Annotated in this window: 21 protein-coding genes; 11 read left to right on the top strand and 10 right to left on the bottom strand. The window is 37.5% G+C overall.

Annotation, left to right across the window (positions count from 1 at the left end):
* The first annotated feature begins 164 nt into the window (after positions 1–164).
* The 3 genes from CES88_RS02645 (at position 165) to CES88_RS02635 (ending at position 3056) form a co-directional block, all read left to right on the top strand.
* On the top strand, positions 165–1199 hold the full coding sequence (locus CES88_RS02645) for a DUF5777 family beta-barrel protein (RefSeq protein ID WP_290730560.1): 1035 nt from the start codon (positions 165–167) through the stop codon (positions 1197–1199).
* A 31-nt stretch (positions 1200–1230) separates the two neighbouring features.
* On the top strand, positions 1231–2733 hold the full coding sequence (locus tag CES88_RS02640) for a hypothetical protein (RefSeq protein ID WP_290730557.1): 1503 nt from the start codon (positions 1231–1233) through the stop codon (positions 2731–2733).
* 74 nt (positions 2734–2807) lie between these two features.
* Entirely contained in the window at positions 2808–3056 is a 249-nt protein-coding gene (locus tag CES88_RS02635) for a hypothetical protein (RefSeq protein WP_290730554.1), read from the top strand.
* Here the strand turns inward: CES88_RS02635 and CES88_RS02630 are convergent.
* From CES88_RS02630 to CES88_RS02620, 3 genes are all read right to left on the bottom strand, one after another.
* A complete protein-coding gene (locus CES88_RS02630; RefSeq protein ID WP_290730551.1) occupies positions 3053–4186 on the bottom strand; it encodes a CpaF family protein in 1134 nt (377 codons plus the stop codon). The genes CES88_RS02635 and CES88_RS02630 overlap by 4 nt on opposite strands.
* Before the next feature lie 34 nt (positions 4187–4220).
* A complete protein-coding gene (locus tag CES88_RS02625) occupies positions 4221–4628 on the bottom strand; it encodes a cupredoxin domain-containing protein (protein WP_290730548.1) in 408 nt (135 codons plus the stop codon).
* 102 nt (positions 4629–4730) lie between these two features.
* Positions 4731–5279, bottom strand: a complete 549-nt coding sequence (locus CES88_RS02620) for a redoxin domain-containing protein (RefSeq protein WP_290730545.1) — start codon at positions 5277–5279, stop codon at positions 4731–4733.
* 95 nt (positions 5280–5374) lie between these two features.
* Here CES88_RS02620 and CES88_RS02615 point away from each other — a divergent pair, with 95 nt between their 5' ends.
* Positions 5375–5812, top strand: coding sequence for a MarR family transcriptional regulator (locus CES88_RS02615; protein ID WP_290730542.1), 438 nt, complete (start codon positions 5375–5377; stop codon positions 5810–5812).
* A 95-nt stretch (positions 5813–5907) separates the two neighbouring features.
* Complete coding sequence (locus CES88_RS02610) at positions 5908–7563, top strand: Na/Pi cotransporter family protein (protein ID WP_290730539.1); 1656 nt, start codon at positions 5908–5910, stop codon at positions 7561–7563.
* Here the strand turns inward: CES88_RS02610 and CES88_RS02605 are convergent.
* The 4 genes from CES88_RS02605 to CES88_RS02590 are packed head-to-tail and all read right to left on the bottom strand — an operon-like array spanning position 7560 to position 9826.
* On the bottom strand, positions 7560–8123 hold the full coding sequence (locus tag CES88_RS02605) for a hypothetical protein (protein WP_290730536.1): 564 nt from the start codon (positions 8121–8123) through the stop codon (positions 7560–7562). The two genes, CES88_RS02610 and CES88_RS02605, sit on opposite strands and share 4 nt — an antisense overlap.
* Positions 8086–8472 (bottom strand): hypothetical protein, encoded by a 387-nt coding sequence (locus tag CES88_RS02600; protein WP_290730533.1) that lies wholly within the window; start codon positions 8470–8472, stop codon positions 8086–8088. Before CES88_RS02600 ends, CES88_RS02605 begins: the two co-directional genes overlap by 38 nt.
* Positions 8472–9203 (bottom strand): hypothetical protein, encoded by a 732-nt coding sequence (locus CES88_RS02595; RefSeq protein WP_290730530.1) that lies wholly within the window; start codon positions 9201–9203, stop codon positions 8472–8474. The genes CES88_RS02600 and CES88_RS02595 overlap by 1 nt, the downstream gene beginning before the upstream one ends.
* Positions 9204–9253: 50 nt before the next feature.
* Positions 9254–9826, bottom strand: coding sequence for a superoxide dismutase (locus CES88_RS02590; RefSeq protein ID WP_290730527.1), 573 nt, complete (start codon positions 9824–9826; stop codon positions 9254–9256).
* A 161-nt stretch (positions 9827–9987) separates the two neighbouring features.
* Between CES88_RS02590 and CES88_RS02585 the strand changes: the two genes are divergently transcribed.
* Positions 9988–10551 (top strand): XRE family transcriptional regulator, encoded by a 564-nt coding sequence (locus tag CES88_RS02585; protein ID WP_290730524.1) that lies wholly within the window; start codon positions 9988–9990, stop codon positions 10549–10551.
* On the opposite strand, the gene CES88_RS02580 is transcribed toward CES88_RS02585, so the two are convergent.
* Positions 10548–11114 (bottom strand): hypothetical protein, encoded by a 567-nt coding sequence (locus CES88_RS02580; RefSeq protein WP_290730521.1) that lies wholly within the window; start codon positions 11112–11114, stop codon positions 10548–10550. The genes CES88_RS02585 and CES88_RS02580 overlap by 4 nt on opposite strands.
* Positions 11111–11464 carry a 4a-hydroxytetrahydrobiopterin dehydratase gene (locus tag CES88_RS02575; RefSeq protein WP_290730518.1) on the bottom strand — a complete coding sequence of 118 codons (354 nt, stop codon included), beginning with the start codon at positions 11462–11464 and terminating at the stop codon, positions 11111–11113. Before CES88_RS02575 ends, CES88_RS02580 begins: the two co-directional genes overlap by 4 nt.
* Positions 11465–11616: 152 nt before the next feature.
* Between CES88_RS02575 and CES88_RS02570 the strand changes: the two genes are divergently transcribed.
* From CES88_RS02570 to arfB, 5 genes are all read left to right on the top strand, one after another.
* On the top strand, positions 11617–12213 hold the full coding sequence (locus CES88_RS02570; RefSeq protein WP_290730515.1) for a transglycosylase SLT domain-containing protein: 597 nt from the start codon (positions 11617–11619) through the stop codon (positions 12211–12213).
* A gap of 17 nt (positions 12214–12230) precedes the next feature.
* On the top strand, positions 12231–12797 hold the full coding sequence (locus CES88_RS02565; protein ID WP_290730512.1) for a L,D-transpeptidase family protein: 567 nt from the start codon (positions 12231–12233) through the stop codon (positions 12795–12797).
* A 144-nt stretch (positions 12798–12941) separates the two neighbouring features.
* Positions 12942–14558: a peptide chain release factor 3 gene (locus CES88_RS02560; protein WP_290730509.1), complete on the top strand. Its 1617-nt coding sequence runs from the start codon at positions 12942–12944 to the stop codon at positions 14556–14558.
* A gap of 151 nt (positions 14559–14709) precedes the next feature.
* Complete coding sequence (locus CES88_RS02555) at positions 14710–24786, top strand: Ig-like domain-containing protein (RefSeq protein WP_290730506.1); 10077 nt, start codon at positions 14710–14712, stop codon at positions 24784–24786.
* Positions 24786–25181 (top strand): alternative ribosome rescue aminoacyl-tRNA hydrolase ArfB, encoded by a 396-nt coding sequence (gene arfB / locus CES88_RS02550; protein WP_290730503.1) that lies wholly within the window; start codon positions 24786–24788, stop codon positions 25179–25181. Before CES88_RS02555 ends, arfB begins: the two co-directional genes overlap by 1 nt.
* Here arfB and CES88_RS02545 read toward each other — a convergent pair.
* On the bottom strand, positions 25178–26266 hold the full coding sequence (locus CES88_RS02545; protein ID WP_290730501.1) for a C1 family peptidase: 1089 nt from the start codon (positions 26264–26266) through the stop codon (positions 25178–25180). The two genes, arfB and CES88_RS02545, sit on opposite strands and share 4 nt — an antisense overlap.
* Positions 26267–26303 lie beyond the last annotated feature (37 nt).

The following is a 26303-nucleotide window of genomic DNA, read 5'->3' as shown; positions in this document are numbered from 1 at the left end:
TAAACTTGCTTTTTTAAAATAACCTAAAAACAGCTACTTATTAGTGATCATACACTTAGCAGTCCCTGTAAATAGTACACACCATAATGCGACGCATCGCAATATTCTATATGATTAGTCTAAATAAAAAGAAATGAAGAGAAAATCAGCAATGGAGCTCTAGCGTGAAAAAGAAATTACTTATCCCAGTTTTACTAAGCACTATGACATTAAGTATGGCCTCTCGGTCTCAAGAAGTAGAGCCTATTTACTTAGGTGATGACTTCACAATTGAGTACGATGCAGAAGTAAATACTAATCTTGTTGATTCTAGAGCAGATGGTACGGGAATAAATCTAGATGGCTCTTTTGTCTCAATGTCAGTTGAGTGGAGAGAGAAAATACGTCTTGTTCTAACAGGAAAACTAGAAGAAGTATTTCAAAACAATGAAGTTGAATTTAATGAAGATTTCGATTTAGAAAAATTTATTTCAGAAGCTTATATTGAGATTAGAGAAGTTGCAGGAACCCCGATGGCGATTATTGTTGGTAAACAACCAATTCCATTTGGGCAAAATGTTCAAGCAATGCCTATGTTTAGAAATAACCCTCTTGTAAACTTACAAGAGATTGATGAAGTTTACGGACTTACAGTAGATCTAACTGAAGGTCTCTTAGGTCTCTTCGATCAAGTTGAAATTTCTACTTTTGAAACAGAAGCCGGAGACTTACAAATCGGAAAGATTGATGGAATGTCTATTCGTATGAGTAAGATGCTCACTGAGCAGTGGTTACTTACTGCTTCTCACGCACAACTTGGAAACGATCACCTTGGAACAGGAACTGAAAAGAGAACAAGTATTGGACTCATTGGTGAATCAGAAGATGGAAGCCTCGTTGGTTGGGTTGAAGGTGTACTCTTTTCAAATAATCCAGAATATCCAAATTCAAAATTTGCCATCACTGTTGGTGGACAATATCAAATTGCCGAATCAACCGCTGTGGTTGTGGAGTATAACTACGTTGAGAGTGAGTTACATGAAATCGGAGCTGGAGTAAAAACAGAACTTACAAGAAATCTATCTGTTGGAGCTGAAGTTAGATATAGAAACTATGTTACAGAAAGAGAAGATGATGTCATCTTTGGAATCACTTTCACCTATAGATTTGGAAATACTGGCTATAGTGAAAATGAAAACTACCTTTTTGGTGCAGAGTAATTACTAATTTAATTAACGAGAAGAGATAGAAATGAAAAGAATCGCCACAATCTTATGTTTAACTCAACTACTCACACTCTCCTCTGTCCTAGGGTCAGAGAGGAGACTTGTGGCTTGGAAAGTCGCAAACGTAGGGAGACACATTATCACTAATGGTGACGTTGAAGACTTCATCGAGCAAACTCAGATTACAGATTCTATAAAGACACTACTCTTTAAAAAAGCTGAAAAGAATTTTTCAAAGTATCAGCAATTAAAAAGAGAAATTACTCAAAAGAACTTTAAGAAGGCCACTGGTCAATTGATTTATGCCCATATCATGCAACAAGATCATAGAAAGAACCACGGGAGTAAGAGAGTTGCCTTTAGAACAACTGAGACAACTTACTTTGAAGCTGTTCAAAAGAATGAAACGACTATCTTAAGATCTCTACTCGATCAAAGAATGGGAATTGTTAAAGCAAGAGATGAGTTTGGAAAATTTCTAATCAAGCAAGATTATCCTCATCAAGAAAATGAAACCTCTACAGAAGTTTACTGGAGATGGTACGAGGATCAAAAAGCGAGAATAAAGACAGAATTATTCTTAAAAGAAGTTAAAAACTATGAAGGGTATATCGCCCTTAGAAATCAGAAATACTACCATATTAATTATATGGAATTACAAGACAAGTATGATTCTTTAAAAGAAGAAGTTGAATCAAGCTTAAACAATAAGAAGATTTCTCATAAGTCTCTACTTAGTATGATTAATAGTAATGATGATTGGAAAATTGTTATAAAAGAATTAAGCAATACTCAAATTGAGACAACACCTTTAAAGAATTATAAAGATGATCTTGAAGTACAAAATAGAGCGGATGAAATTCTTTCTACTATCACTGAAAAGAACTGGGACAAAATAACTAGCTACCACTCAAAAATAAGTGAGTTAATAGAGAAGAAATACTCTGTCGCTCAATTAGATGAATTTGCAAGAAAGAACACTGAAATTTATATTCAGGATAAATCAAAGTACTCTAACTACATGACGGCACTAATTGCGAAGCTAGCCGCTAGAACACGAGAGGGCTCATCCATTGAAGAAGTGAGTTCACTAGCAAGTGATTTAAACTCTAATTTAAGAGAGCACTTAATTGGGTTTAAGAAATCAATTATCAACTCTGAATCAGAAAATGCTCTGGAGAAAGCTGTTGAGAGTAAGCTATTAGAAGAGATCAACTACCAAGGCCTAAGTGATTTAGAGAAGGCCCTTGCGGAGCTTTCAATCTTTTCAATTAAGTTTCAAATCAAGAAACACTCATTCGAAAGCACTATGCCTGTAAGAATTAGTTATAACAAGTACACAGATTTTAAGACTAACGACGCTCTAAGAAACCTACTTAAGTATAATTGGATGAAAGACCAGTTTAAGAGCTATGTAGAAAAAGAGATGATTTGGTCAACTGAATATATGACAATCAGAACAGGCGAGAACGAGTACCTCACTCCAGAAGATAAAAGAAGCCTTATCTTTGGAAGTGATTTTCAATAAAGTAGCGGACGAAAGAAGAGCAATTATTTGCTCTTTTTTGTTTTCTCTTTGAGAAAATTCACTATAATAATCTTATGATAGTAGATATTGATATTGATAAATTCTCCCAGTCTTACCTTTTAAAATTTCAGGTTGAAAACTTTAAAACGGCTGACGACTACAAAATGGCCGTGGCAACAGTAACCTGCTTCTCCAACGACTATGATCTAGACCCTGAGCTTGACCACGAAGATATGAAAGAAATCGTGGAAAAGACAATAGAGCTAGAGAAAGAATTCTTCACTTTTGAAATTAATGATGATGGGATCGAAGTCGATATCTAAGCAGCATCCTTCTTCATTTTATTAAGCCAATCAGGCGAGATAAAATTACTCTTTGGAAATGGAAGCTTATTCACTACGATATCTTCAAAGAAAGTTGGAACATAATTACAAGCAACCATCTCTCCAATATACTTTCCTGTCTCAGGATCTTTCCCCGTTTGAACCCAACGAAAGATATCTCTACTAATATAATTACCGTGATTATCGAGGCCGATAATTTCCGAAATATGTGAAGTTCGTCTACCACCATCGTGGTAACGACTACATTGAACAACGATTTGCATGGCCGAGCCCACCATTTTTCTTACAGCATCTGGTGGAATCTTCGTATCACCCATTAAGCATAGAGTTTCCAGTCTAGTACAGGCATCTTCAGGATTATTAGCATGGACAGTCCCCATTGAGCCATCATGACCTGTGTTCATCACTTGAATGAGATCGAGGGCCTCTTCCCCTCTAACTTCCCCTACAATAATTCTATCCGGCCTAAGTCTCATAGAACTAATCACTAGATCTCTAATGGTAACTTCATTAACACCTTTACTTGGGTCAGCTTTTCTTGTTTCAAAATTTACGACGTGTTCAGCATCGACTTGAAGTTCCGCTGCATCTTCAATAATAATCAAGCGCTGAGTTTTTGGAATTCTTGAGCCCAGAACATTTAGCATTGTCGTCTTACCAGAACCTGTCCCACCTGAGACAATTAAGTTCTTTCCAAGATAAATACAAATATCTAAGAATCTGGCCGCATCTTTTGATAAAGAACCAAATTTTATTAAATCATTAATAGTTAAACTTTCTTTAGAAAATTTTCTTATGGCAACAGTCGTTCCATTCTTGGACATTGGAGGAAGAACTGCGTGAATACGAGAGCCATCAGGAAGTCTCGCATCGAGCCTTGGGTTATCGTCGTCAAAGACTCTTCCCACTGATTGAGCAATTGCTCTCATGGCAGATATCAATGCGTCTTCGCTATGAAATGTATTTGGAACTTTAAAGACAAGACCTTTCTTTTCTACAAAGATTTCACTAGGTCCATTGATCATTACTTCAGAAACGCCTTCATCTTCAAGAAGATCTACAATCGGTGCAAGAAAAGATGATATAGCATCACTAAATACTGATGACATTCTAACCCTCTGTTAAAAGTCTATTCTACACCTACTATTCGTCTCTTGGACGCCAAATCTTTACTCTTTTTTCAGAGGCGATCTCTCTTCTAATACGCTCACGACGAACCAGAGGATGCTCTTGAACGACTATTTTTCCCTTAATTCCACCAACTGGGCAGTTGACTTCATAGACTCCTGGGCGGGGGAAAACGACTGTACTTTCAGTCACTTGACCTTTATTTGCCGAGAGAAAGATACTTTTTTGTGGAATAGTTAAACAACTAGGTTTATTGGTTGTTGAGGTGACAAAGAGCCTCAATGTCTCACCACTGAAGAGCTGAATAACTTTAGGATAAAAGCCCTCATGAGTTACAATCACCGACTGCAATCTCTCAGGATTATCAAACTTTTCGCCTTGTAAATAGGTATCCTCTAAAGAATAACTATTGAAGGCCATCATGAATGTGAGTAATAATGCTATTTTCTTAATAACCTACTCCTTTTCTAAGTTATCGGAGGAGTAGGTTAAATACTTTAGCTTTTTGGTTTACTATTAAAATTCTTAAGAATTCAAGAGTCTTAGGATATCTGCCTTAAGTCTCTCATCACCTGCAACTACATCAGGAAAGTATCTAGCCACAACTTTACCAGAAGAATCGACAAGAAATTTTTCAAAATTCCACTTAATATCATGGGCAGCACCTGAGATAAGACCTTTTTCAGTAAGAAGGTTTTCAAAATTACCCTCTTCGTTCTTTGTATAATCTACACCTGAATTTGTGAGCTCATGAAAAAGTTTATGTTGTCCCTCACCTTTTACAACGATCTTCTCGTTAACAGGAAAAGTGACATTGTAAGTGAGCGAGCAGAAGCTTTGAATCTCTTCATTTGTTCCCGGCTCTTGAGCTAGAAATTCATTAGCAGGAAAACCTAAGATTTCTAATCCCTTTTCTTTATAATCTGTATATAAATTCTGTAGGCCCTCATACTGAGGTGTAAGTCCGCACTTAGAAGCGACATTTACAATGAGATAGGCCTTCGCTTTAAAATCTTTTAAACTTACACTCTCACCATTTTTATTTTTAAAATTTACTTCTAATAAGTTTTCCATAAAAACCTCCATTTAGTTTGCATACAAAGTATATATTAATATCCTCATCCTTGCAAATACTTTGTACACAAAGTATAATATTCACAGGAGCATTTATGAATTACGATAACTTAAAGCTAGACAACCAACTCTGCCATCGTCTCTATACAGTCTCAAATGCCATGACCAGGGCCTATCGCCCTATGCTACAAGAATTAGATATTACCTATCCCCAGTACATTGTTCTAATGGCCCTATGGGAAGAAGATAAGATTTCCGTTCTCTCTCTTGTGGAGAAAACCTCTCTAGATGCTGGCTCATTGAGCCTTATGCTCACTAAAATGCTGGAAAAGAACTTAATCTCTATAGCAAAGAACAAGCTGGATAGGAGACAGAAAATAATTTCACTCTCAGCTAAAGGACTTAAATTAAAAGAGAAGGCCATCACAATTCCAGAGAGAATGTGGTGCTCACTAGAGTCCCTTAGCTATGAAGATGCACTTAAACTAGTGGAACTCTTGGATAAAATGAGCTGTGATTTCAAGAAAGAATAGGTCAATAGACTTTACAAAATCCCCAGTTCTTCGTGACAAAATCCTAATAAAATCTTAATCTCTTCCAAACAATAGCATTTATTAAGGTGGCATCTTTGGAAGCATTTAAAATCATCTATACCGTTCTAGGCGGACTTGGAATATTCTTCTACGGAATGAAGAATATGTCAGAAGGCCTTCAATCTGTAGCTGGCGACGTCGTAAAAAGTGCGATAAATACGATTACTAAAAATAGAATTTCGGCCATCTTAGTTGGAACAATTGTCACCATAGTCGTTCAAAGTTCATCGGTAACAACTGTTATGGTTGTTGGCTTTGTAAATGCTGGACTCATGAATTTAACTCAGGCCATAGGAGTTATATTCGGAGCTAATATTGGAACAACTATCACAGGCTGGATTATCTCCATTAAAATTGGAAAGTATGGCCTGCTCTTAATTGGTATGGGAATTTTTCCACTACTCTTTGGAAAATCAACAAAAGTAAGACAAATTGGAAGAATTCTTTTTAGTGTAGGGATGATCTTCTTTGGACTTGATATAATGTCAGATGCTTTCAAGCCACTCAGAGCTATGCCAGAATTTCTAGACATGATTAGCTACTTCTCGGCGCAAAATTACTTCTCTTACTTTGCTTGTATAGTTGTAGGTTGCATACTTACAATCGTTATTCAGTCCTCATCGGCCATGCTCGGAATAACTATGGCCATGGCCACCAGTGGCGTCATTGAGTTTCATACAGCGGCGGCCCTTGTTCTCGGTGAAAATATTGGAACAACCATTACTGCTCTGCTAGCAAGTGTCGGAGCAAACGTTACCGCAAAGAGAGCAGCTAGGGCCCACGCCATCTTTAACGCTCTCGGTGTCCTTGCGGTATTCTCTTTCTTTCCATACTACGTTGAATTCATAGACTGGGTCGTTCCTGGCAGTGCAAACTTTAGAAGTACTACTGGAGAATTTGACAATATTGCCGTACACATTGCCACTGGGCACACGATATTTAACGTAACAGCAACAATTCTCTTTATTCCTTTTCTTGGAACTCTAGCAAAACTTGTGACAAAGATCACTCCTGACTACGGTAGAAAAGAGCAACACCATCTCGTCATGCTCTCAGACCCAAGCACAATGGTTCCAGCAACAGCTCTCGCTCAGGCCGATCTAGAAATTAATAAAATGAAAGATATTCTAAGAAGACTCTATGCTCTCGCTGATGAGCTCTTCATAACTGGAAGTAAGAAGTCCCAAGCAGATATTATCATTAAAGCAAAAGACTACGAATCGATTACCGACAATATTCAAAAAGAAGTAACAGTCTATACTGTAAAATTAATGGAGAGCCCTCTTAGCGCAAAAGAGTCTATTCACGCTCGTGGAATTCTTAAAGAAGTCGATGAATTAGAGAGTATCGCAGATTATATTGAAAAGCTTATCTGCTATAGTGAAAGAACTTCGATTGATAAAATGCTAAAGGGCGATACTAGAGAAGACTTCACTAACTTCTATCAAGCTGTCAAAAGCTTCTATGAAACAACAATTAAAGAGATAGACACATCATCAATAGATCTAAGTGTCACGCTTAGAAAGTCCGAGCAACTAAGACTTTCTGCAGAGAATATGCGCTCGAAGCATTTGGAGAGAATTTCAAATGGTGAGTTTGACGCATTAACAGCACTCACCTATTCAGATATGATTGTGGCCCTTAGAAAAATTAGAAGTCACACTCAAAATGTTGCCCAGGCCTATAGCTAGGAATAGAATTCAATAAGAAAGACAAAGAAAGAAACTAGGGTTGTAACAATCGTTGCAGTCCTAATTCTCTTATTCTTTAACCCAAGCCAAATTCCACTCGCGACAGTAATCATCAGACAAAGACCAAAGAAGCTATTTATCCATCTGGAAAACTTTCTCCCATGTCCCTTGTGAAACTCGAAGAGACGCTTTCTAAGAGATGGCTCCATTTTGATAACCGTAATTCCACCCTCAGTATTATCTTCAAACTTATAATAATCTCTCGTCGTAGGTCTCGTTATAGAGTAGCCCTTATAAGACTTAATATATTCATAATGATAGGCCTTATCTTTCTCTTTTAGATAATTCGCAATATTTTCATCGACCACTTCTTTCTTAAGAAAATCATTTTCTACAAGTGTCTCTACGACGATAGAGGTCTCTAATTCTTTAAAATTTAAAAGATGCATTCCACCTGAAAAAGCAAAGACCACCAGAATAATCGCGCTAAAGCTTGCGCAGTAAAGGTGAATATTTAATAAGCTACTTCTCTTCATCATCACTTCCTTTCTCTTCTTCAATAACTTTATATACAGCAATTTTTGCAAGGTCTTCATTCAACTGCTCTCTGGCATGTTCGACGGCATTTCCCGCCATATCAATGGGCTTTACAGGAGTGTAGTCCTCAGCTGAGCCTACTCTTGTAAAATCATTGTGATACTCGCCTTCTTGCCATTCTCTCTCTTTAATATTTTTCATTTCCTTTCTTCTATTCTTTGCACCAAATGATGGTGCCACAATAATAGTGACCACAGCAATGATAATAAGAAAGGAAAGCAAGGCCTCTCTCTCTGAAGTCGAATAGAATTGATAAGACATCATGTAGAAGAGAAGAAGAAATGAATAGATAGAGACAATGACTTTAAACATTATAGAATAGGCCTTAGCTTCACTTCATCTAAAACATCACTTACTTTCTTTACAATAGCGTCTTGATTTAAAGAGCTACCATAAATGAGATACTCTTTTGGAGATAGTATTGTCTGAAAAGACTTTGCTTCATCTTTAGTCGATGTCACTCCACCTTCAAAGCAAACCTTCTTAATCTTAAAGTCATAATCAAGAAGAAGATCATCTACATTTTTCTTTAAATTTAATTTAAAACTAGAAATAGATGTGAACTCTTTTATTGTTGGAAGAGTTATGACCGCTTCCAGAGAATCCTTCTTAGGCTTTAAGCTCTTTACTTTAAAGCGCATGAAATTCTCTAATACTTCTAAAATATTTGAGACTAATTCACTTGGTCCAACTTGAAGTGCTAGGTGATGACCTTCTAATAAGTCCTCTTTCTTTCCAACGATGAGATAAGGGCCAGAAGACTTTTGAGTAATTTGACAATTTTCATCTAAAGAGAAATTAAACTCGACTTCACTCTTATGAAGAAGACACTCATCAAGAATAGTTATTCCTCTATTATCTTTTTTTTGAATTTTCTTTAAATCTCCAATACAGAGAAAAATTCCAAACTCAGAGAGATCACTATTTTCACCTGAGTGATCTGAAACACTAACCTTTCCAGAGATACTATCGCCTTGCTTCCAGCTCTCACCGTTAACTTCTATTGAAAACTCTAGGGGTTTTCTAAAGTAAGTGGATTTCATAAATGTCCTAAGAGAAAAAAGGCCCACAATGAAGTGGGCCCAAATTGAAATTAAAGATTTGAGTTAACAAAATTCCAGTTAACTAGCTTCCAGAAGGCAGTGATGTAATCTGGACGAGCATTTCTGTAGTCTACATAGTAAGCATGTTCCCAAACATCAATTGTCATAAGAGCTTTCTTACCGTGCTTCATTGGAGTGTCAGCGTTTGCTGTATTGAAAATCTCAATTTCTCCACCGTCTTCAACAAGCCAAGTCCAACCTGAACCAAAGTTTGTTGCAGCAGCATTTGTGAAGTCTTCTTGAAATTTTTCAAAAGATCCCCACTTTGCATTGATCTTATCAGCGATCGCACCAGTAGCAGCGCCACCAGCATTTGGAGCTAAACAATTCCAGTAAAAAGTGTGGTTCCAAACTTGAGCGGCATTATTAAAAAGTCCACCTTCAGACTTCATAATTGTATCTTCTAAAGACATTGACTCGTATTCAGTTCCAGGAATTGCTGCATTCAATTTAGTAACGTAAGCATTGTGGTGCTTACCATAGTGAAAGCTAAGTGTTTCAGCACTAATGTGTGGTTCTAGTGCGTTGTCTGCCCAAGGCAGTTTTGGTAGTTCGTGTGCCATAAAGACTCCTTTCTTATTATTTATCAGTTAAATAACTATAGCTTCAAGGTCTCTCATAATACAAATAAATAACATAAGAATGTCCATATATTGACATTATGCCCATTTAATAGCCATTATAACCTAGACAAAATGTCAAGATATAGACACAAAGGCCTGATATGTTATCAAATGAACTAGATTTAAATTCGTTTAATTCGAATATCTCACAGAACTTGAAGTTTCTAAGAGCAAAGAGAAACTATACCCAAAAGCAGCTCTCTGAAGTTTCGAAAATTCCAAGAACGACTCTAACCAATATAGAAAGTGGTGAAGGAAACCCTTCCCTTTCTAATATTATAAAACTCGCCCACGCCCTTGATGTGAGCATTGACCTCCTTGTCTCGGCCCCAAGACCTGAAACAATTCTTCTTAGAGAGTCAGAACTTCCTCTTGAAATAAAAGGCGGAGCCAATATAACCAAACTCTTGCCAGAAAAGACAAAGGGACTAGATATAGACCGTGTAAGACTTGATCAAAATCAAACTTTTAGAGGAACTCCTCATCTTGGAGGAACGAGAGAGTATATGACTGTTATTTCTGGGGAAGTTATTGTGCGCTTTAACGGAGAAGAGTTTCATCTAAGAAAGAATGACCTCTTGGCCTTCCCTGGAGACGTTCACCACTCTTACCAAAATCCTCTTGGTACTGAATCTGTCTATATGAGTATTGTGATTCCAAGCTAGATTGTTATATCAGAATTATTCTTCTTTATTGGAGAACGAATCTTTTTAGGCGGTGAGACTTTCTTGGTAATATTCTTTTTAGGAAAAATCACTTTAAATGAATTCTCTAAATTTTCGTATCTAACTTTAGATTGATCAATATCACCTGGAAGAGAAATTTTCACCGACTGAATAGATTTTGAGATTGATTTATTCCCATTGATATTGGTTTCTTTTTTAAATGTTCCCTTAATCTCAAAGAAGTCATTCTTTATTTCAATTTTAGGGTTTTCCTCTTCTATTAGACGTCCTTCAAAGGAGAGGATTCGCTCACTAGAGCTCTCTGTCCATTTATATGTTCTTCTTACTCCGCCAAATATTTGTAATTGCCTCATAATACTTTGATCAAAGAGTTTATTATATTCTTCAAATTGTGATTTATCTAAGGCCTCTAATTCAGTGGCCATATCCTCAAACATTTTCTCATACTGCTCAAAGGCCTTGCCATTTAGCATGTCTCGTAGATCATTCACAGTTTGACCAAAGATAGAAGATGAAACGAGAAAAAATAATATAAACTTCATTTTACAAAATTTACCTTTTCAATAATTTGATCGACTTTTGAAGCGAAAATAAAATCGCTTTCAACTAGATTATCTATTTTATGCGTCCAGATTTCTATGTCAAGATGTCCAAAACCTATGACAAGTTCTGGATGATGCCACTCTTCTTCTGCTAGAGCTCCTATAAGGTTTGCAAGCTCTAAAGCTTCGGAGAAATTACTTAATTTTAACTCCCTACGAAGTCTTGTTTCATTGTGGGTGAACTTCCATTCAAGATGGATCTCGTCCTTAAGCTTTCTCTTTAAAACGATATCTAGTGGCGGAACTTCGCCACTACAAGGGATACACTTCATTTCTCTTAGATTGCTCATACTCTAATTATACCATAAATATACTTTACAAGTTAATGCTCAAAGAAAGTGTCTAAACTTTATACGGTCTTAGTAATTACTTCTCTCGCCCTACTAAAGCATCTCAAAATGAATTAAATTTAGCCATGGATTTTCTATTGGAGAAAGTAAAGATGAAGAGTCTATTTACATTTTTAGTTCTATCGTTAAGTATCAATGCCTCAGCAGCTAGAATGAATTATAGTTCAGTTCAAAAAGAGGCAAAAATCATTATTCAAGATGAGTTTAGCTCACTTGCTGATTACAATATTAGCGATATAAAGAATGTGTGCCCTAGCTATGATTCCTTCAGTCAAGACGAGAGAGAAACTTTCTTCTCACACTTAGTGGCAAGTATTACAAATTTTGAATCTTCTTATAATCCAAACACTACCTTTGGTGAAAATAATGGAAATACAAGTACAGGTCTCTTACAGATTTCTCCAAAATCCATTTCAAAGCTTTACAAGAATAACGGTTGTAAAGGGGCAACATCAGTAGAGGCCCTTAAAGACTCAAAAACAAATATAAGATGCGGTCTTGCTATTATGAAAACTTGGATTGCAAAAGACCAAGTTCTCTCAAGTGGAAATAAGGGCGCGGCAAGATATTGGTCAACACTTAGAACTCCATATAAAGTCTATATCGCAAGTGTAAAAAAGACAGTAACAGTAGGTAAGCTCAAGCAAGTATCAAGTTTACTACAAAAGAACTTTCCAAGCTGTAAGTAATATAAGAAGGGAATTTAATGAAGAAAATATTTGCTCTAATATTTATTATTTTAAGTACATCAATCTTTGCTGAAGACATCACTCATATTGTTGTCTTCAAAAAGAAGAGAGAGATGCAGCTTTGGAGTGGCAAAGAACTTTATAAGACTTATAATATCAAACTCTCCATCTCTTATAATAACCCTCTCTTCATAGCGAGGGCCAAGCAAAGAGAAGGAGATAATCAAACTCCCGTAGGATTTTATAAAATTTCAAAGAAGAGAAAGAATACAAGATTTCCAAAGTCTCTTTTAATTGATTATCCAAATTGGAAAGATAAGCACAATGCGAGAGTTAGAGGAATCCCAGAAGACCAACTAGGAGGAATGATTCTCATTCACGGCAACCCATATAAGGTTAATAAATCAGTTAGAGACTTCGCCGCGAAACTTGGAATAGAGGCCGACACCGTTGAAAACTGGGCGAGAGATTACTTCTACCCGTTCTTTGATTGGACCAACGGATGTGTTGCTGTCACAGATAGTGAAATGGATGAGATCTTCGAACTCGTTAAGAAAGGAACACCGATTAATATGTATCCATAATTTATAAAGGAAGAAGACCCATTATCACGACATTTATTTACGATCCTTTTTAGTTCTAAGTATTCAAGATCAGGAAGTCCAAATTCTGATTTACGCTTGTCTCTAGATGCGCTATAACTACCTAAAAACATAAAAGGATTAGACATGTCTCTACCAATTAACGAGAAACCTCGTTGCACATTCGCCATTATCTCTCACCCGGATGCGGGGAAGACAACTATGACCGAGAAGCTTCTCTGGTTTGGTCGTGTTGTACGCGACATGGGAATGGTAAAGTCTAAGCAAGGAAATTACGCAAAGTCTGACTGGATGGAAATGGAAAAAGAGAGAGGGATCTCGATTACCTCATCTGTAATGTCCTTTCCTTATAATAAGAGAGCAATGCACTTATTAGATACTCCTGGGCACAAGGACTTCTCTGAAGATACTTATAGAACACTCACGGCCGTTGAATCAGTTCTTATGATGATCGACTCTGCTAAGGGTGTGGAAGAACAAACGAAGAAACTTATGGAAGTTTGTCGCCTAAGAGATACTCCTATTGTTACATTTATGAATAAATTTGACCGTGATGCCATGGACCCATTTGAGCTTATTGATAACGTAGAGGAGATTTGCTCTATTCAATGCGTGCCAATGACTTGGCCAGTAGGAAGTGGAGTTGACTTTAAAGGAGTCTATGACATTGCCTCTAAGACAATTAGAAGCTTTGATGAAGGAAATGATCCAGACAGTGCAACGATTTTAGATGCAAGCGATCTAAGAGCGGAAAAAGTTCTCAGTTATGTAGGCCTTCCACTTGTAGAAAAGTTAGAAGAAGATCTCGAAATGATAAAAGAGATGATGCCTGAATTTATTGAGGAAGAATTTCTGGCAGGGATTATGACTCCGGTCTTCTTTGGGACAGCACTTCACAATTTTGGAGTCAAAGAAACTCTCGATATGATTTCAGGAAGTGGCCCCGGACCTGCTCCTAGAGAAGTGAGATTAGCCCCTTTTGATGAGAAATCTGATGTGAGAGAAGTTCTTCCAACAGAGAAGAATTTTACTGGTTTTATTTTTAAAATTCAGGCCAATATGGATAAGAAGCATAGAGACAGAGTCGCCTTTATGAGAGTTTGTTCAGGTGTCTTTGAAAGAAATACTAAAATTCACCATGTGAGAACTGGCAAAGATATTAAGATTGCCACTCCTCTCATTTTTCAAGCACAAGATAGAGAGATAACTGAGAGAGCTTATCCTGGAGACATCATTGGCCTTCACGATACAGGAAAATTTCAAATTGGTGATACATTCACTAATGGAGAGAAAATAGAATTTACAGGTATCCCAAATTTTGCTCCTGAAATTTTTAGAAAAGTTCTTCTAAGAGATCCAATGAAAGCAAAGCAGTTAGACAAAGGGCTGCAGCAACTCTCAGAAGAAGGAACTGTTCAGCTCTTTAGAAGACATACAAGTCCAGAAAAAATTCTTGGAGCTGTTGGTGTTCTTCAATTTGAAGTCGTCAAACATAGACTTGAAGATGAATATAATGTACGCGGTGAATATGAAACTTACGGCTTCGTAGGTGTTCGCTGGCTTAAGTTTAAAAATGATATTCAAAGAGATAAGTTTATTCAAAAAAATGGATCAAATATTGTCTATGACAATAAGTCTCGTCCTTGCTTCGCCGTTAGAAGCGAGTGGGACCTAAAGCTTGTTATGGAGAAGAATGAGGAAGTTGAGTTCTATTCAACATCAGACTTCAAGAAATCCCACTAAGTAGCTTAAATTACAAATAACCTTAAGAAAAGTGCCATCTTTTTGGTGTACTATGAATCCTTGCGGCTTTTTCTACCTCTCATAACCTACTGAAAACAGATAAAACTTAAGATTTCTTTAGAATAATTGTAAAATTGACGAAAGGAACTCTATGACGTCAATTGTTAAGAAATCAATATTTACAATAACTTTTCTCTCCATCCTGGTTGTAGGGAAACTTACATTCAAAAATACATCAGAGAGCGAACAATTAAGAGACCAAACTAAACCTTCAAAGAAGTTTCAAAGAAAGTATAAGTTAATAAAGAGATCAACAAGTAAGTTGGAAGCTAAGAAGACTCAACTAGGAAGACTTCCTGCTTCTGCACTCCCTGTGGATGAAGAGTACACACAATTAAGTTCTCCAAAAAATATAAAGAAGAAGAAAAAACTAAATACTAAGAGACTGGCAACTGCTGATAAAATAAACTCAATTCTTGAAGCAGATAATACTTCTCTCTATATTCCAGATGATTCTTTCACATTAGTCAAAGATAAAGAAGTTACTCGCAAGGCTCCTGCGGATACGAGCTATGGGATAGCAACAAAAGACGTTCAAAAGGCTGATGAGCCGACTCCTACAAAAGAGAGTTCTAAGAAAGTAGAAAGCACTTCAAAGAATTCAACAAAAACAAAGCAGATTAAAGGTAGAATTCCTGCACTACTAGGATCAATAGTCAGAGCGAATTCCAATCCTTTTATGAACTCTGCTTATTCTGCAACTTGTTTAAATCCAAAGATTGAACTCTTTGATATTGAGTCTATGTCAGTTATTGCGGATAACCCAATCAATCAAGAAGACCTTAATGCAGATACCGAATTCTTCTTTGATCCAAATGAACTTAACTTAAATACAGAAACACCAACCAAATATATGTTAAGAACATCAGGCTGTACAAAGAATTATCAGAGGATTGTGACTGATTTCTTCGAAGAGCAAGACCTAGGTCCAGCAACAACTCTGATCTCAAAAGTGATTAGAACAAGTTTAGATATTGAGATAGACAAAATAGATAATAATATTCTTCATCAAGTCACTGAAGAATTAGAACTGAACACTGAAGCGACTAACTCAGAGGAAGAAGTCTATATAAAATTAAAAGATACGATAGGATTAAACTCTACTTTTCAAGAAACTTTTCAAGGAAATAGTCCAGAGCTTCTCTTAACTTCTGCCCCCGATATAAATTCGTTAGATGTTCAAGAGTCTTTAAACGAAAAGTCTCCATATACATTCACGGTCAATACAGCTCACTGGAGTAGCGACTACGAAATTGGATATGAGTGGTCACTAAATGGCGCTAAGGTTTCTAATGCAGCTTCATGGAGCTTCACTCCTAGTGCTAATTCAGTCTCTACTTACAACGTTGTTTTAAAGGTTGGAAAGAAGAATTCTGGAGACCTAGATATAGATACAAGTCTTCCATTCAATCAATTAGAATATACTATCCCAGTAGCAGATACTTATGTTGTCGTTGCACCAAACTTCTCTCTCAACGTGGCAAATACGAATCCAACTTCGACTAGAAATATAACTCTAGATATCATGACTGGAAACGAAACAACACCGGGAGTTTTTGATAATTGTGAAACGTTTTCAAATCTTGCAATCACAGAAGATGGCACTAACCCAAGCAATAGTGATTTCAACATTGCTTGCTCGAATGCATCAATTCAAAACCTCTCTTACCTAGTTCAAAAAAATGTGGATGGTAATGTTGATCTTAACTTATGGGCAATGGATGTAAATGGAAATATTAGTTCCGCAAAAATATTAACACTTGAAATTGATACTACTGAACCAAGCCTTGCCTTTAATTCTATGGCCTCAAATTACCGAGCAGATAGAACTATTGATATAAAGTGGGATGCAACAGAGAAGAATAACGATGGAACAAAGAGTTTCATCGTCGACTTCTTTGATGGATCAAGTTGGAGCAATATTGGAAATATTGCAACAGTAGCAGGTGAAATTAATAATCAAACCTATACTCTCTCCTACGCACTTCCAAATATACTAGTGAGTAATGCTCGCTTTAGAGTAAGCTTTGAAGACTCTCTTGGAAACTCACGTGTTTTAGAAACATCTGATACAGCAATCAGTAAGCCAATTCTTTCAATATCTCCAACGACATATAATTTTGCCAATACTGCTAATCAATCTAATGGAGCAAATCATACTTTTACGGTTTCAAACACTGGTCAAGCAAGTTCAGACTTCTGTACTCTTCCAACACTTAGTGGAACCAACAGTGCTGAATTTGAAATTACAACAGATAATTGTTCTACTAATGACCTAGCTGTCTCTTCTAGCTGTGATATTATGGTTAGACCTACACCTGCTTCTAAAGGCGCTAAATCGGCGACCTTAAATTGGTCATGTGGTAGTGATAATGTTTCTTCAACACTAAATTATAATTCTCTTAATAATGCTCCTACGTCAGGAGCAGATATGGCCTCTTCTACTAATGAAGATACGCCATTTTCTTTCAATGTTACGACAGGTTCTGATATTGATGGTGATACGATTACTTACTCAATTGTATCAACAACTAGTAATGGATCACTAACAGGGTGTATGGCCGCTGACGCTGATATAAACTGTACCTACACTCCTAATGCAAACTTCAACGGTAGCGACAGTTTTACTTACAGAGTTAATGATGGAGCTGAAAATTCGGCAAATATAACAACAGTAACTTTAACTATTAATCCAGTAAACGATGCTCCTGTAATAGGAATAGATCAAAGTATAAGTACAAATGAAGATATCTCTTCAAACTTTACCTTAAGTACAGGTACTGACATTGATGTTCCTGCGCAAACACTCTCTTATAAATTAATAAGCGCTCCTTCAAATGGAGTACTCTCCTCTTGCATCGATGCGTCTTCTTACTCAACAGATAGAGATTGTACTTACACACCAAATGCAAATTATAATGGTAGTGATACATTTACTTACCAAGTCTATGATGGTGTTACAAACTCAGTATCCAATGCCACGGTAACTCTTACTATAAATAGTGTTAACGATTCTCCTACACTCGCCTCTGGGCAGACAGAGACAATAGCAGAAGACAATGTCTTAAATTTCTCTCTAAATGCTGGCGTAGATATCGACCTTGATACTCTTAGCTATTTAATTGTCTCTTCAACGAGTAATGGAACTTTAAACTGTGCAGGAGCTGATGGGAGTACATGTACATACACACCAAATTCAAATTATAACGGAGTCGACAGCTTTACCTATAAGGCCAACGACGGGCAGGCCGACTCTAATACAGTAACAGTTAATTTAACAATTACTCCTGTTAATGATGCTCCTACTCTAGCTGCAACGCAGACAGTTTCAACCAATGAGGATACTGTTTTAAATTTCTCTCTAAATGCTGGTGCAGATATTGAAAATGATACTCTGACTTATACTATAATTTCTCAGCCAATTGCAGGGACTCTTAATTGCGCCGAAGGTACCTCCAGAGCATGTATTTACACGCCAGATGGAGACGACAATGGCTCTGAAACCTTTACTTATAGAGTAAATGATGGAAGCTTGAATTCATCTACTGCCACTGTCACAATTAATATTTCAGCGCAAAATGATCCACCAGTCATTGCCTCATCACAGAGTTTTTCAACAAATGAAGATACTGCTCTTAATTTTACTATAACAAATGCTACTGATATTGATCTTCCGAGCCAGACAATCACTTATAGAGTTATTTCTGCTCCCACCAATGGAGTTCTCTCTAATTGTATAACCACTTCACCAGGGACAGACTTAACTTGTACTTATACTCCAAATTCAAATTTTAATGGATCAGACTCTTTTACTTATAGAGCAAATGATGGATTAACAGATTCTTCAAGTGATGCCACAATCTCTTTTACAATTAATGCAATAAACGATGCTCCTACTTTAGCTGCGACTCAATCAATTTCAACAAATGAAGATACAACTCTAAACTTTAATTTAACTAGTGGTGCTGATATTGATTCGGCCTCATTGACATACTCAGTAGTTGCAAATCCATCTTCTGGGACTCTCTCTTGTACGGGAGGAACTTCTACTGCTTGTACATATACCCCTGCTCCAAATGAGAATGGAACAAGAACCTTTACATATAAAGTGAACGACGGTGCCCTTGATTCTACAACGGCTACAGTTACAATAACAATCAATGCTATTAATGATGCTCCAGTAATGTTGGCCGACCAATCTTTTACGACTAATGAAGACACTCTCTACGCTGTCACTCTAAGTGGAGCAACTGACCTAGAAACTGCGACAGGATCAATTCAATATAAAATCACATCAGCGCCAAGTAATGGAACGCTTTCAAATTGTATAAATACATCAACTTGGAATACAGATATTATTTGTGACTATACACCTGCAAGTAACTTCAATGGATCTGATTCATTTAGCTACAAGGCCTATGACGGAAGTTTAGAGTCAGGAACTTCATCAACAGTTTCTATCACAGTTAATGCTGTTAATGACGCTCCAACGTTAGCTGCGACACAGATAATTGCGACAACAGAGGATACCGCCCTAAACTTCAATTTAACAGCAGGTGCTGACGTTGACCTAGATACACTAAGTTATATTATTGTGGCGAATCCTTCTTCAGGAAATTTATCTTGTACAGGAGGAACTTCTAGAGCCTGTACTTACACTCCTGCGACAAATTTCAATGGTTCTACTACTTTTACCTATAAAGTGAACGATGGAAGTCTTGATTCAACAGTTAATACTGTGACTGTTAATATAAGCGCAGTAAATGATGCTCCTACTCTTGCCGCAACTCAATCGCTTTCAACAAATGAAGATACACTTTTAAATTTTAGCCTCACAGCAGGAAGTGATATAGAAAGTGATCCTCTTTCATACATAGTAGTTTCATCTACTGCTAGTGGAACTCTCTCTTGTACAGGAGGAGCTTCAAGAAGTTGTAGTTATACACCATCATTAAACTTTAACGGAACTGATACTTTCACTTATAAAGTCAATGATGGGAATCTTGATTCGACAATTAATACTGTGACTATCACTGTAACTCCTGTAAACGACGCTCCTGTAAAAGCAGCAAATCAATCGATCGCAACAAATGAAGATACTGCGATTAACTTCACTCTAAACTTTGGAAGTGATGTAGAGGGAGACACTCTAACTTATATTATAGTAGGAAATCCAAGTAATGGAGTTCTAAACTGTACAGCCCAGGCCTGTACTTATACTCCAAATGGAAATTACAACGGTAGTGGCTCATTTACTTATAAAGTGAATGATGGAGCACTTGACTCAATTGCAAATACAACTGTATCAATAACAGTTAATGCCGTTAATGATCGCCCAGTAATGGCCGCTGATCAAAATTATAATACAGATGACAATGTCACTTTATCTATTACTCTTTCAAATGCAACAGATATTGACGGAGACACCCTAAACTATAAAGTAATGACTGCTCCATCAAATGGAACGCTTTCAAATTGTATTACAACAGGAAGTTATGGTTCAGACCTCACTTGTAACTATGATGCCAACGCTAATTTCCATGGTACTGATTCATTCACTTTTATTGCAAATGATGGAACAATAGACGCGCTATCAGTTGCGACTGTAACCATAGCTGTTACTGACAAAACGGCCCCTGCACCACCAGCAGTTGCTCTTTCATCGTCAATTTTTACAAATTCAACAGCGACAACTTTTACAGCTTCTACTTGTGCAGACACACCTCAGATCTACATTAATGAAGGATCTAAACCTTCTGCGGGAGCAGCAGGGTGGCAAACTTGCTCAACGACAGCTTCAGCGCTCTCATTTACTTTGGCGACAACAAATCAAGGAATTCACTCTGTAAAATTATGGTCAAAAGATAGTCATGCAAATGTTTCTAATACCGCGACAAGTATTGATGTCACTTACGATACTGTTCTTCCATCATTATCGACAATAGACCCAGTTGCCCTAAAAGGTGGAGCCTCCAACACTCTCAATTGGACAACAACGGAGCTTAACTCAAGCACGTCTCTAAATTACACGGTCTCATTCTACAATGGTTCATCTTGGTCAACACTTGGAACGACGACTTCTTCCAACGGTCCTCTGTCAAACGCTCCTTTTAATTATTCTTGGACAACGCCAAGTTTAGATATAAGTAATGCAAAATTTAGAGTCGACTTTACTGACTTAGCAGGTAATTCAAGAAGCGTTTCTTCTATCGACTTTGATGTAGACTCTACGCCTCCGGGGCTTACGATTACTTCTCCGGCCAATGGAAGTTACCACACCTCTAGTGCAACAATAGCAGGGGTCTGCGAAACAGGAATTAATGTTAATTTCAGTGGAGATATTCAAACAAGCTTTGATATTACTTGTCCTGCTGGAACTTATAGTCAATTAATTAACTTCTCTAATGGAGATGGAACAAAGAATATCACAGTTAAACAAACTGATGTTGCAGGAAATATCACTTCTCTATCAAGAAGCTTGATAAGAGATGAAGTTGCTCCAATTCTAACAAAGACTGGTGGCGTTTCACCTGATTTCACAAAGAATAATACTCCTAATCAATGGAGTGGTACTTGTGAAGGAACTTACACTATTTCAGTTTCTGGTGATGAAACAACAACTTTTCCGTGTTCTTCAGGAAGTTGGTCGTGGACACCATCAGCAAAGACAGTAGATGGAAATTATTCTTATTCTCTCTTACAAACTGATGGCGCAGGAAATACATCTACTTCCCTATCTCTTTCATGGGATAGAGATGCGACACCTCCAAGCTTTACTGCAACTTCTCCGTATATAGCGAGCGCGGGAGGAACTATTACAGAGACAACCAACCACGACGCGCTTACATTTTCAGGATCTTGTGAAGGATCAAATAGTGTCGCTATAACAGGAGATACAACTGATACGATTGGTTGCTCATCTACAAACTGGAATTGGACAACGCCAACTTACTCAACTGATGGGGCGAGAAGCTTTATTCTCACTCAAAGCGATCCTGCAGGAAATACATCGACCATAACAATTAATTGGACAAGAGATACAACTGGTCCAGCATTAACAATTGCAAGTAATTCAGCTAAATCTAATGAAGACACGACGACCTTCGAAGGAAGTTGTGAGGCAGGACTCACTATTGATATTACAGGAAGTGAAAGTACAACGACTTCTTGTGCTGCTGGATCATGGACTTGGGTCACAAGTTCTGAAACAACTGATGCCACAAGAACTTATAATTTCTCTCAGACAAATGCCGTTTTAAATACAACGACAGTTTCTGGAACTTGGATTAGAGAAACAGATGCTCCAACGATTAGCGCATTCTCATCAAATTCACCTAATCCGACAAAGAATGCGAATATAACAATTAATATGACGGCAACAAGTCAGAACACCAACGTTGGAATCTCACATCTCTGTATAAAAACAGAGGATACAAATAAACCTATTGTTACTGATGCATGCTGGGTAGGAGTGAATGATCCTTCCGTTGGTCTGGCCATTGCTCAGACTCTAAATTTAAACGGAGAATACTTTCACCTTCTTGGCTGGACTCCAAATAGTACTCTCAACGTCTATGCTTGGGTAAAAGATGAAGCTTCAAATATCTCAGACCTAACCAATGCTGGTACAGGGACGGCGACAGTAGATACTTTTGACAGAGTCTATGATCCAGGAGAGCCTCCAAAAGCCTCTGACGTTATTGCGGCCAATACTCCGAACTCTCCTAACCCTCCAACAAGGGCGCAGTCAGCTGTGCCTGCGGGCTCAGACGTTTATATTAGATATACCATTACAGATAACGCTGCTCTGCCGGCCGGAGCAATTTCACTCTACTATAGTCCAAATGAAATAGACTTTACTCTCATCGCTGGAGCAGAAACTCTTGATGTAAATACAAATTATGGTTGCTCAGGTTATACTCTTGAGGCCAACGAAGGTTGTTTTAAGTGGACCGGTGGTTCACCTTACAATACTTCATATAAAATTAGAGCAAAAGTAACTGATGGAACTTCTATTAGTGCGCAGTCTATTTCTAATCCGTTGAACTCGGATACAATTAAAATTATCGCCGGTAATACAGAATCAGGTCTTGGTGGCTCTGCAGTCTCTGCAATGTTCTTTACTAGAAAAGAAGGATCTGAATCTGACCCTGGAACATTAGTTGTGACAGAGAATGGAACGGTCTACTTTAGTGACTATAAGAGAGGAATTCTTATTATTGACCCTGAAGATGGAAAGCAGAAAATTTTCATTAGAAGTACGGGAACAAGTACAGGTGACGGTGGTGCAGCGACAAATGCAACGCTTAGATATGCAACTAAGATAGCACTAGACTTTCAAAATAGACTGCTTATTCTCGATACGAATAGAATTAGAAGAGTAAATTTAAATGAGGCCACTCCAACAATAGAAACAATTATTGGAGGAGGAGCTGACACAACTGATACCATTGCTAATCCACTAGATCTAGCGATGACGACCCACTCTTCAAACTCATGGGCATCACGAAATATCCCATTCTTTGCGACACCAAATGGAGACATATACTTTATGTCTGACTATGGAATTAAGAATTGGAATTCTCCAAGTTATAGACTCCGTATTTTTAAAGCGGCCTCTGGAAGTATTACTTCCAAATATGTCACGGGAACTGGAGACGCTCTCAATCACTCTCAAAATATTTTAGAGTGTCGCCTCTCTCACTTAGGGATGGCCTACAACCCTACAACCTCAGCTCTTACTGGAGCATGGGTTCAAACTTATCACGAAGATAGTTATGGAACTTGTAATGACTTTAACGATAGATACACTAAGGCATTCTTAGACCCAGAAACTTTTGTTGCAAGAAATGACTTCTATAATGATAGTTATAGATACTATAGATATTTTCCAATTACAGGAATGAATGGAAAGCAATATCAAATCATAGATAGAAATTATATTATGAGAAATAATTGGGATGGCTCTTATACAAAGGTTCTAGGAAGTGGAACGAGAGGTCATTGCAGTGATGGAACTGCGGCCCTCTCATGTAATATGGATATTCAAGACTTCTTTGTAACAGCAACAGGTAAGTTCTACTTCACTGATGCTGGACAAATAAGGACTCTTGATTCAAATGGAAACGTTGTGACACTCTTTGGTCAACATCCAGCTTACGGGGATAATATCAACGCCTTAAATGCAAGATTCTCTTATATAGATACTGTCGCTCGTCTAGATAACGGAAAAATTATCACTTCAGATCCAAGGACCTATTACTTTAAAGAGTTTGCCATAGAGGGAAATATAAATACCCTTGCTGGTAATGGAAATAGTGGTTATCAAAATTTTTCAACAGACCCAAAGCAACAGGGATTTTACACTGGATCATACTGGGTAGCAGATAAGGCCACCGGAGATATAATGGTTCGAAGAGGAAGTAATGGTGATATTACTCGTCTTAACCGTTCAACAAACCTATGGGAGAGAATTATTGGAGGAAGTAGTACAAACTTCTGGAGTGGTGACGGACAACCAGGTTTAAGTCTCTATGGCTCAACTTCTGGTAACCAAGACCACGCATTGCCAATTGGTTATGGAGGAGGAAAGCTTCTAATGACTAGAATGCGCTATAAATCAGCAGATATTCACTGGCAAGACTTTGCTTTAAAAACTTATGATGCCACTAATAGCTTCACTCAAGCTCATCTTGCAGGAACAAATGATCCGGCGGAAACTTATGTCGGCGGTTATTCTGGAATCTGTGCCTCAGGTTCAACAGCGGCAACTTGTAAAGTCCCTTACTATGATACGTGGGGATCTAATGCTTGGTGGGACGCTACTAATAATCGCTGGATTCTTGCAGGTCGATACCGAATTGAAGGGCAAGTATGGTCAATGACTCCAGGGGGAAATGCTGTTAAGCTTGCTCGAACTGCTAGAAATATAGATGATAGTGCTATTTGGATAAACTCTGCAGGTAATGACTACCTCTACTACTGCTATGGTGGTAGAATTTATCAGCATAATATTACGACCGATTCTGATATGGGAGGATTAAGTTGGCCTATTACCAATCTCTATTGTCGAGGATTAAGTATGGATTATAATCCAACCAATAACTCTATTATTTTCCCATTTGAGCAAAATGGTCTCTACGGAATTGGGGAATACTTTCTTCCATAATGATTGATCTAATTGAAAAAGAAGTTGAATTTAGTTTTTCTAGGGCCTCCGGCAAAGGAGGTCAAAATGTGAACAAGGTCAATACTAAGGCCAATCTCACTTGGAATATCTATAAGACAGATCTTCTCAGCTACAGAGAAAAAGAAAACTTCAAATTAAAATTTCCCAATATGATTAAAGATGGTGGTAGCGTTTTAATTACTTCGTCTGAACATAGAACCCAAAAGCTCAATAGAGAAGGCGCTTTAAGAAAATTAGAGAAGCTCATCTTAAAAGCAAAGGAATTTAAGAAAGTAAGAGTTAAGACAAAGCCTACCAGGTCCTCTAAAGAAAAGCGCATCAAGAATAAGAAACTTCAAGGACTCACTAAGAAACTCAGACAAGAGAAATTCTAGTTTTTGGGTATGGTATAAAAAGATCCAAACTCGTGAAGATACTTCTGTGAAATCATTCCATAGCCAGGATAGCTAACTCCATCAAGAGAGAAGTCTCTGCCAGAACCTCTGACGCCCCATGAGTTCTTAAAGTAGTACACACCTTTATAAGAAAATTCTTTCCAAGTACCATCTTCCATTAGCATTTTAGAAGTTATAACTCTTTCATCATCGTAGCCAACGAGAATAAGTGAGTGTCCCCCACCTTCTTTTCCTGAAATTCTTCGGTCCACACTCCCCATCTCAGGATATGTCACAATCCCCTCATACCACTTACGCTTATCTCTTTTTTGAATTGAGAGCTTATCCGTCTTACTATGATTCCACGATCCGTAGTAGAGCTTCATTCCAACGATAACGGATCTTCCTTCCTTTAAGTCTCTTTTAACTTCAGAGAGTTTTCTAATCTTATAAGATTTCTTTAATGGTAGAATCCCTTCTACTATCTCATCTTTTAAAAGACGTGACTCATTTCTAATCTCAATAAAATTCAAATCTCCTGTTTCCAAAATTTCTTCATCACTCATTGAAAGTAAGTAAGGGTCTCTATGACCAAGGAGACAGCTCTCTAGTCTCATTCCACTGAACTCTCCACATCTTTTCACCGCTAGTGGTGAATCCACAAGAGCGCGCCATCTCTCACCAATATAAGGAAGAGTAGCTTCATAGACTACACCATAATTAAAAATGGCCTTCAGGTTTCTGGATGTGGACGACCCCTCACTGGTCTTACTTGTCATGATTAAGTACTCCAGCCATTCTTCAGATAGATCAAGCTCTTTATCATATCCTCTCTCTCTAATGAGTAGGTGCTCTAAGAGTCCAATGGAAGTAAACATTGTGCACGTCCCTCTCGATTTCTGAGACTTAACACTTGTTTGTAATTTAATGAGAGAGTGAGTGTTGGATGAAGATAAGAGACTCTTTACGCTATGAAGATCATCTAAAGCTTTTGAATCTTCTATATAAGGAGACTCGTAGGCCACTTCTCCAGCGTTTAAATTTGTTAAAGAAAGTAGAAGAATAAGTATTGAAATGAATTTCACTAAGAGTTCCCAATAAAAAAAAGGAAATTGTTCTATC

The organism is Halobacteriovorax sp. JY17 (assembly GCF_002753895.1).
In the GTDB taxonomy this organism is placed as follows: domain Bacteria; phylum Bdellovibrionota; class Bacteriovoracia; order Bacteriovoracales; family Bacteriovoracaceae; genus Halobacteriovorax.
Note: the sequence above shows the minus strand (reverse complement) of the source record. Positions and strands in the feature narration are given on the sequence as shown.

Bases quoted from the DNA above. Each gene is read 5' to 3' on its own strand.
- CES88_RS02640 (WP_290730557.1), top strand. From the start codon at position 1,231: ATGAAAAGAATCGCCACAATCTTATGTTTAACTCAACTACTCACACTC.
- CES88_RS02635 (WP_290730554.1), top strand. From the start codon at position 2,808: ATGATAGTAGATATTGATATTGATAAATTCTCCCAGTCTTACCTTTTA.
- CES88_RS02630 (WP_290730551.1), bottom strand. From the start codon at position 4,186: ATGTCATCAGTATTTAGTGATGCTATATCATCTTTTCTTGCACCGATT.
- CES88_RS02625 (WP_290730548.1), bottom strand. From the start codon at position 4,628: ATGATGGCCTTCAATAGTTATTCTTTAGAGGATACCTATTTACAAGGC.
- CES88_RS02620 (WP_290730545.1), bottom strand. From the start codon at position 5,279: ATGGAAAACTTATTAGAAGTAAATTTTAAAAATAAAAATGGTGAGAGT.
- CES88_RS02615 (WP_290730542.1), top strand. From the start codon at position 5,375: ATGAATTACGATAACTTAAAGCTAGACAACCAACTCTGCCATCGTCTC.
- CES88_RS02600 (WP_290730533.1), bottom strand. From the start codon at position 8,472: ATGTTTAAAGTCATTGTCTCTATCTATTCATTTCTTCTTCTCTTCTAC.
- CES88_RS02595 (WP_290730530.1), bottom strand. From the start codon at position 9,203: ATGAAATCCACTTACTTTAGAAAACCCCTAGAGTTTTCAATAGAAGTT.
- CES88_RS02590 (WP_290730527.1), bottom strand. From the start codon at position 9,826: ATGGCACACGAACTACCAAAACTGCCTTGGGCAGACAACGCACTAGAA.
- CES88_RS02585 (WP_290730524.1), top strand. From the start codon at position 9,988: ATGTTATCAAATGAACTAGATTTAAATTCGTTTAATTCGAATATCTCA.
- CES88_RS02580 (WP_290730521.1), bottom strand. From the start codon at position 11,114: ATGAAGTTTATATTATTTTTTCTCGTTTCATCTTCTATCTTTGGTCAA.
- CES88_RS02575 (WP_290730518.1), bottom strand. From the start codon at position 11,464: ATGAGCAATCTAAGAGAAATGAAGTGTATCCCTTGTAGTGGCGAAGTT.
- CES88_RS02570 (WP_290730515.1), top strand. From the start codon at position 11,617: ATGAAGAGTCTATTTACATTTTTAGTTCTATCGTTAAGTATCAATGCC.
- CES88_RS02565 (WP_290730512.1), top strand. From the start codon at position 12,231: ATGAAGAAAATATTTGCTCTAATATTTATTATTTTAAGTACATCAATC.
- CES88_RS02560 (WP_290730509.1), top strand. From the start codon at position 12,942: ATGTCTCTACCAATTAACGAGAAACCTCGTTGCACATTCGCCATTATC.
- CES88_RS02555 (WP_290730506.1), top strand. From the start codon at position 14,710: ATGACGTCAATTGTTAAGAAATCAATATTTACAATAACTTTTCTCTCC.
- arfB (WP_290730503.1), top strand. From the start codon at position 24,786: ATGATTGATCTAATTGAAAAAGAAGTTGAATTTAGTTTTTCTAGGGCC.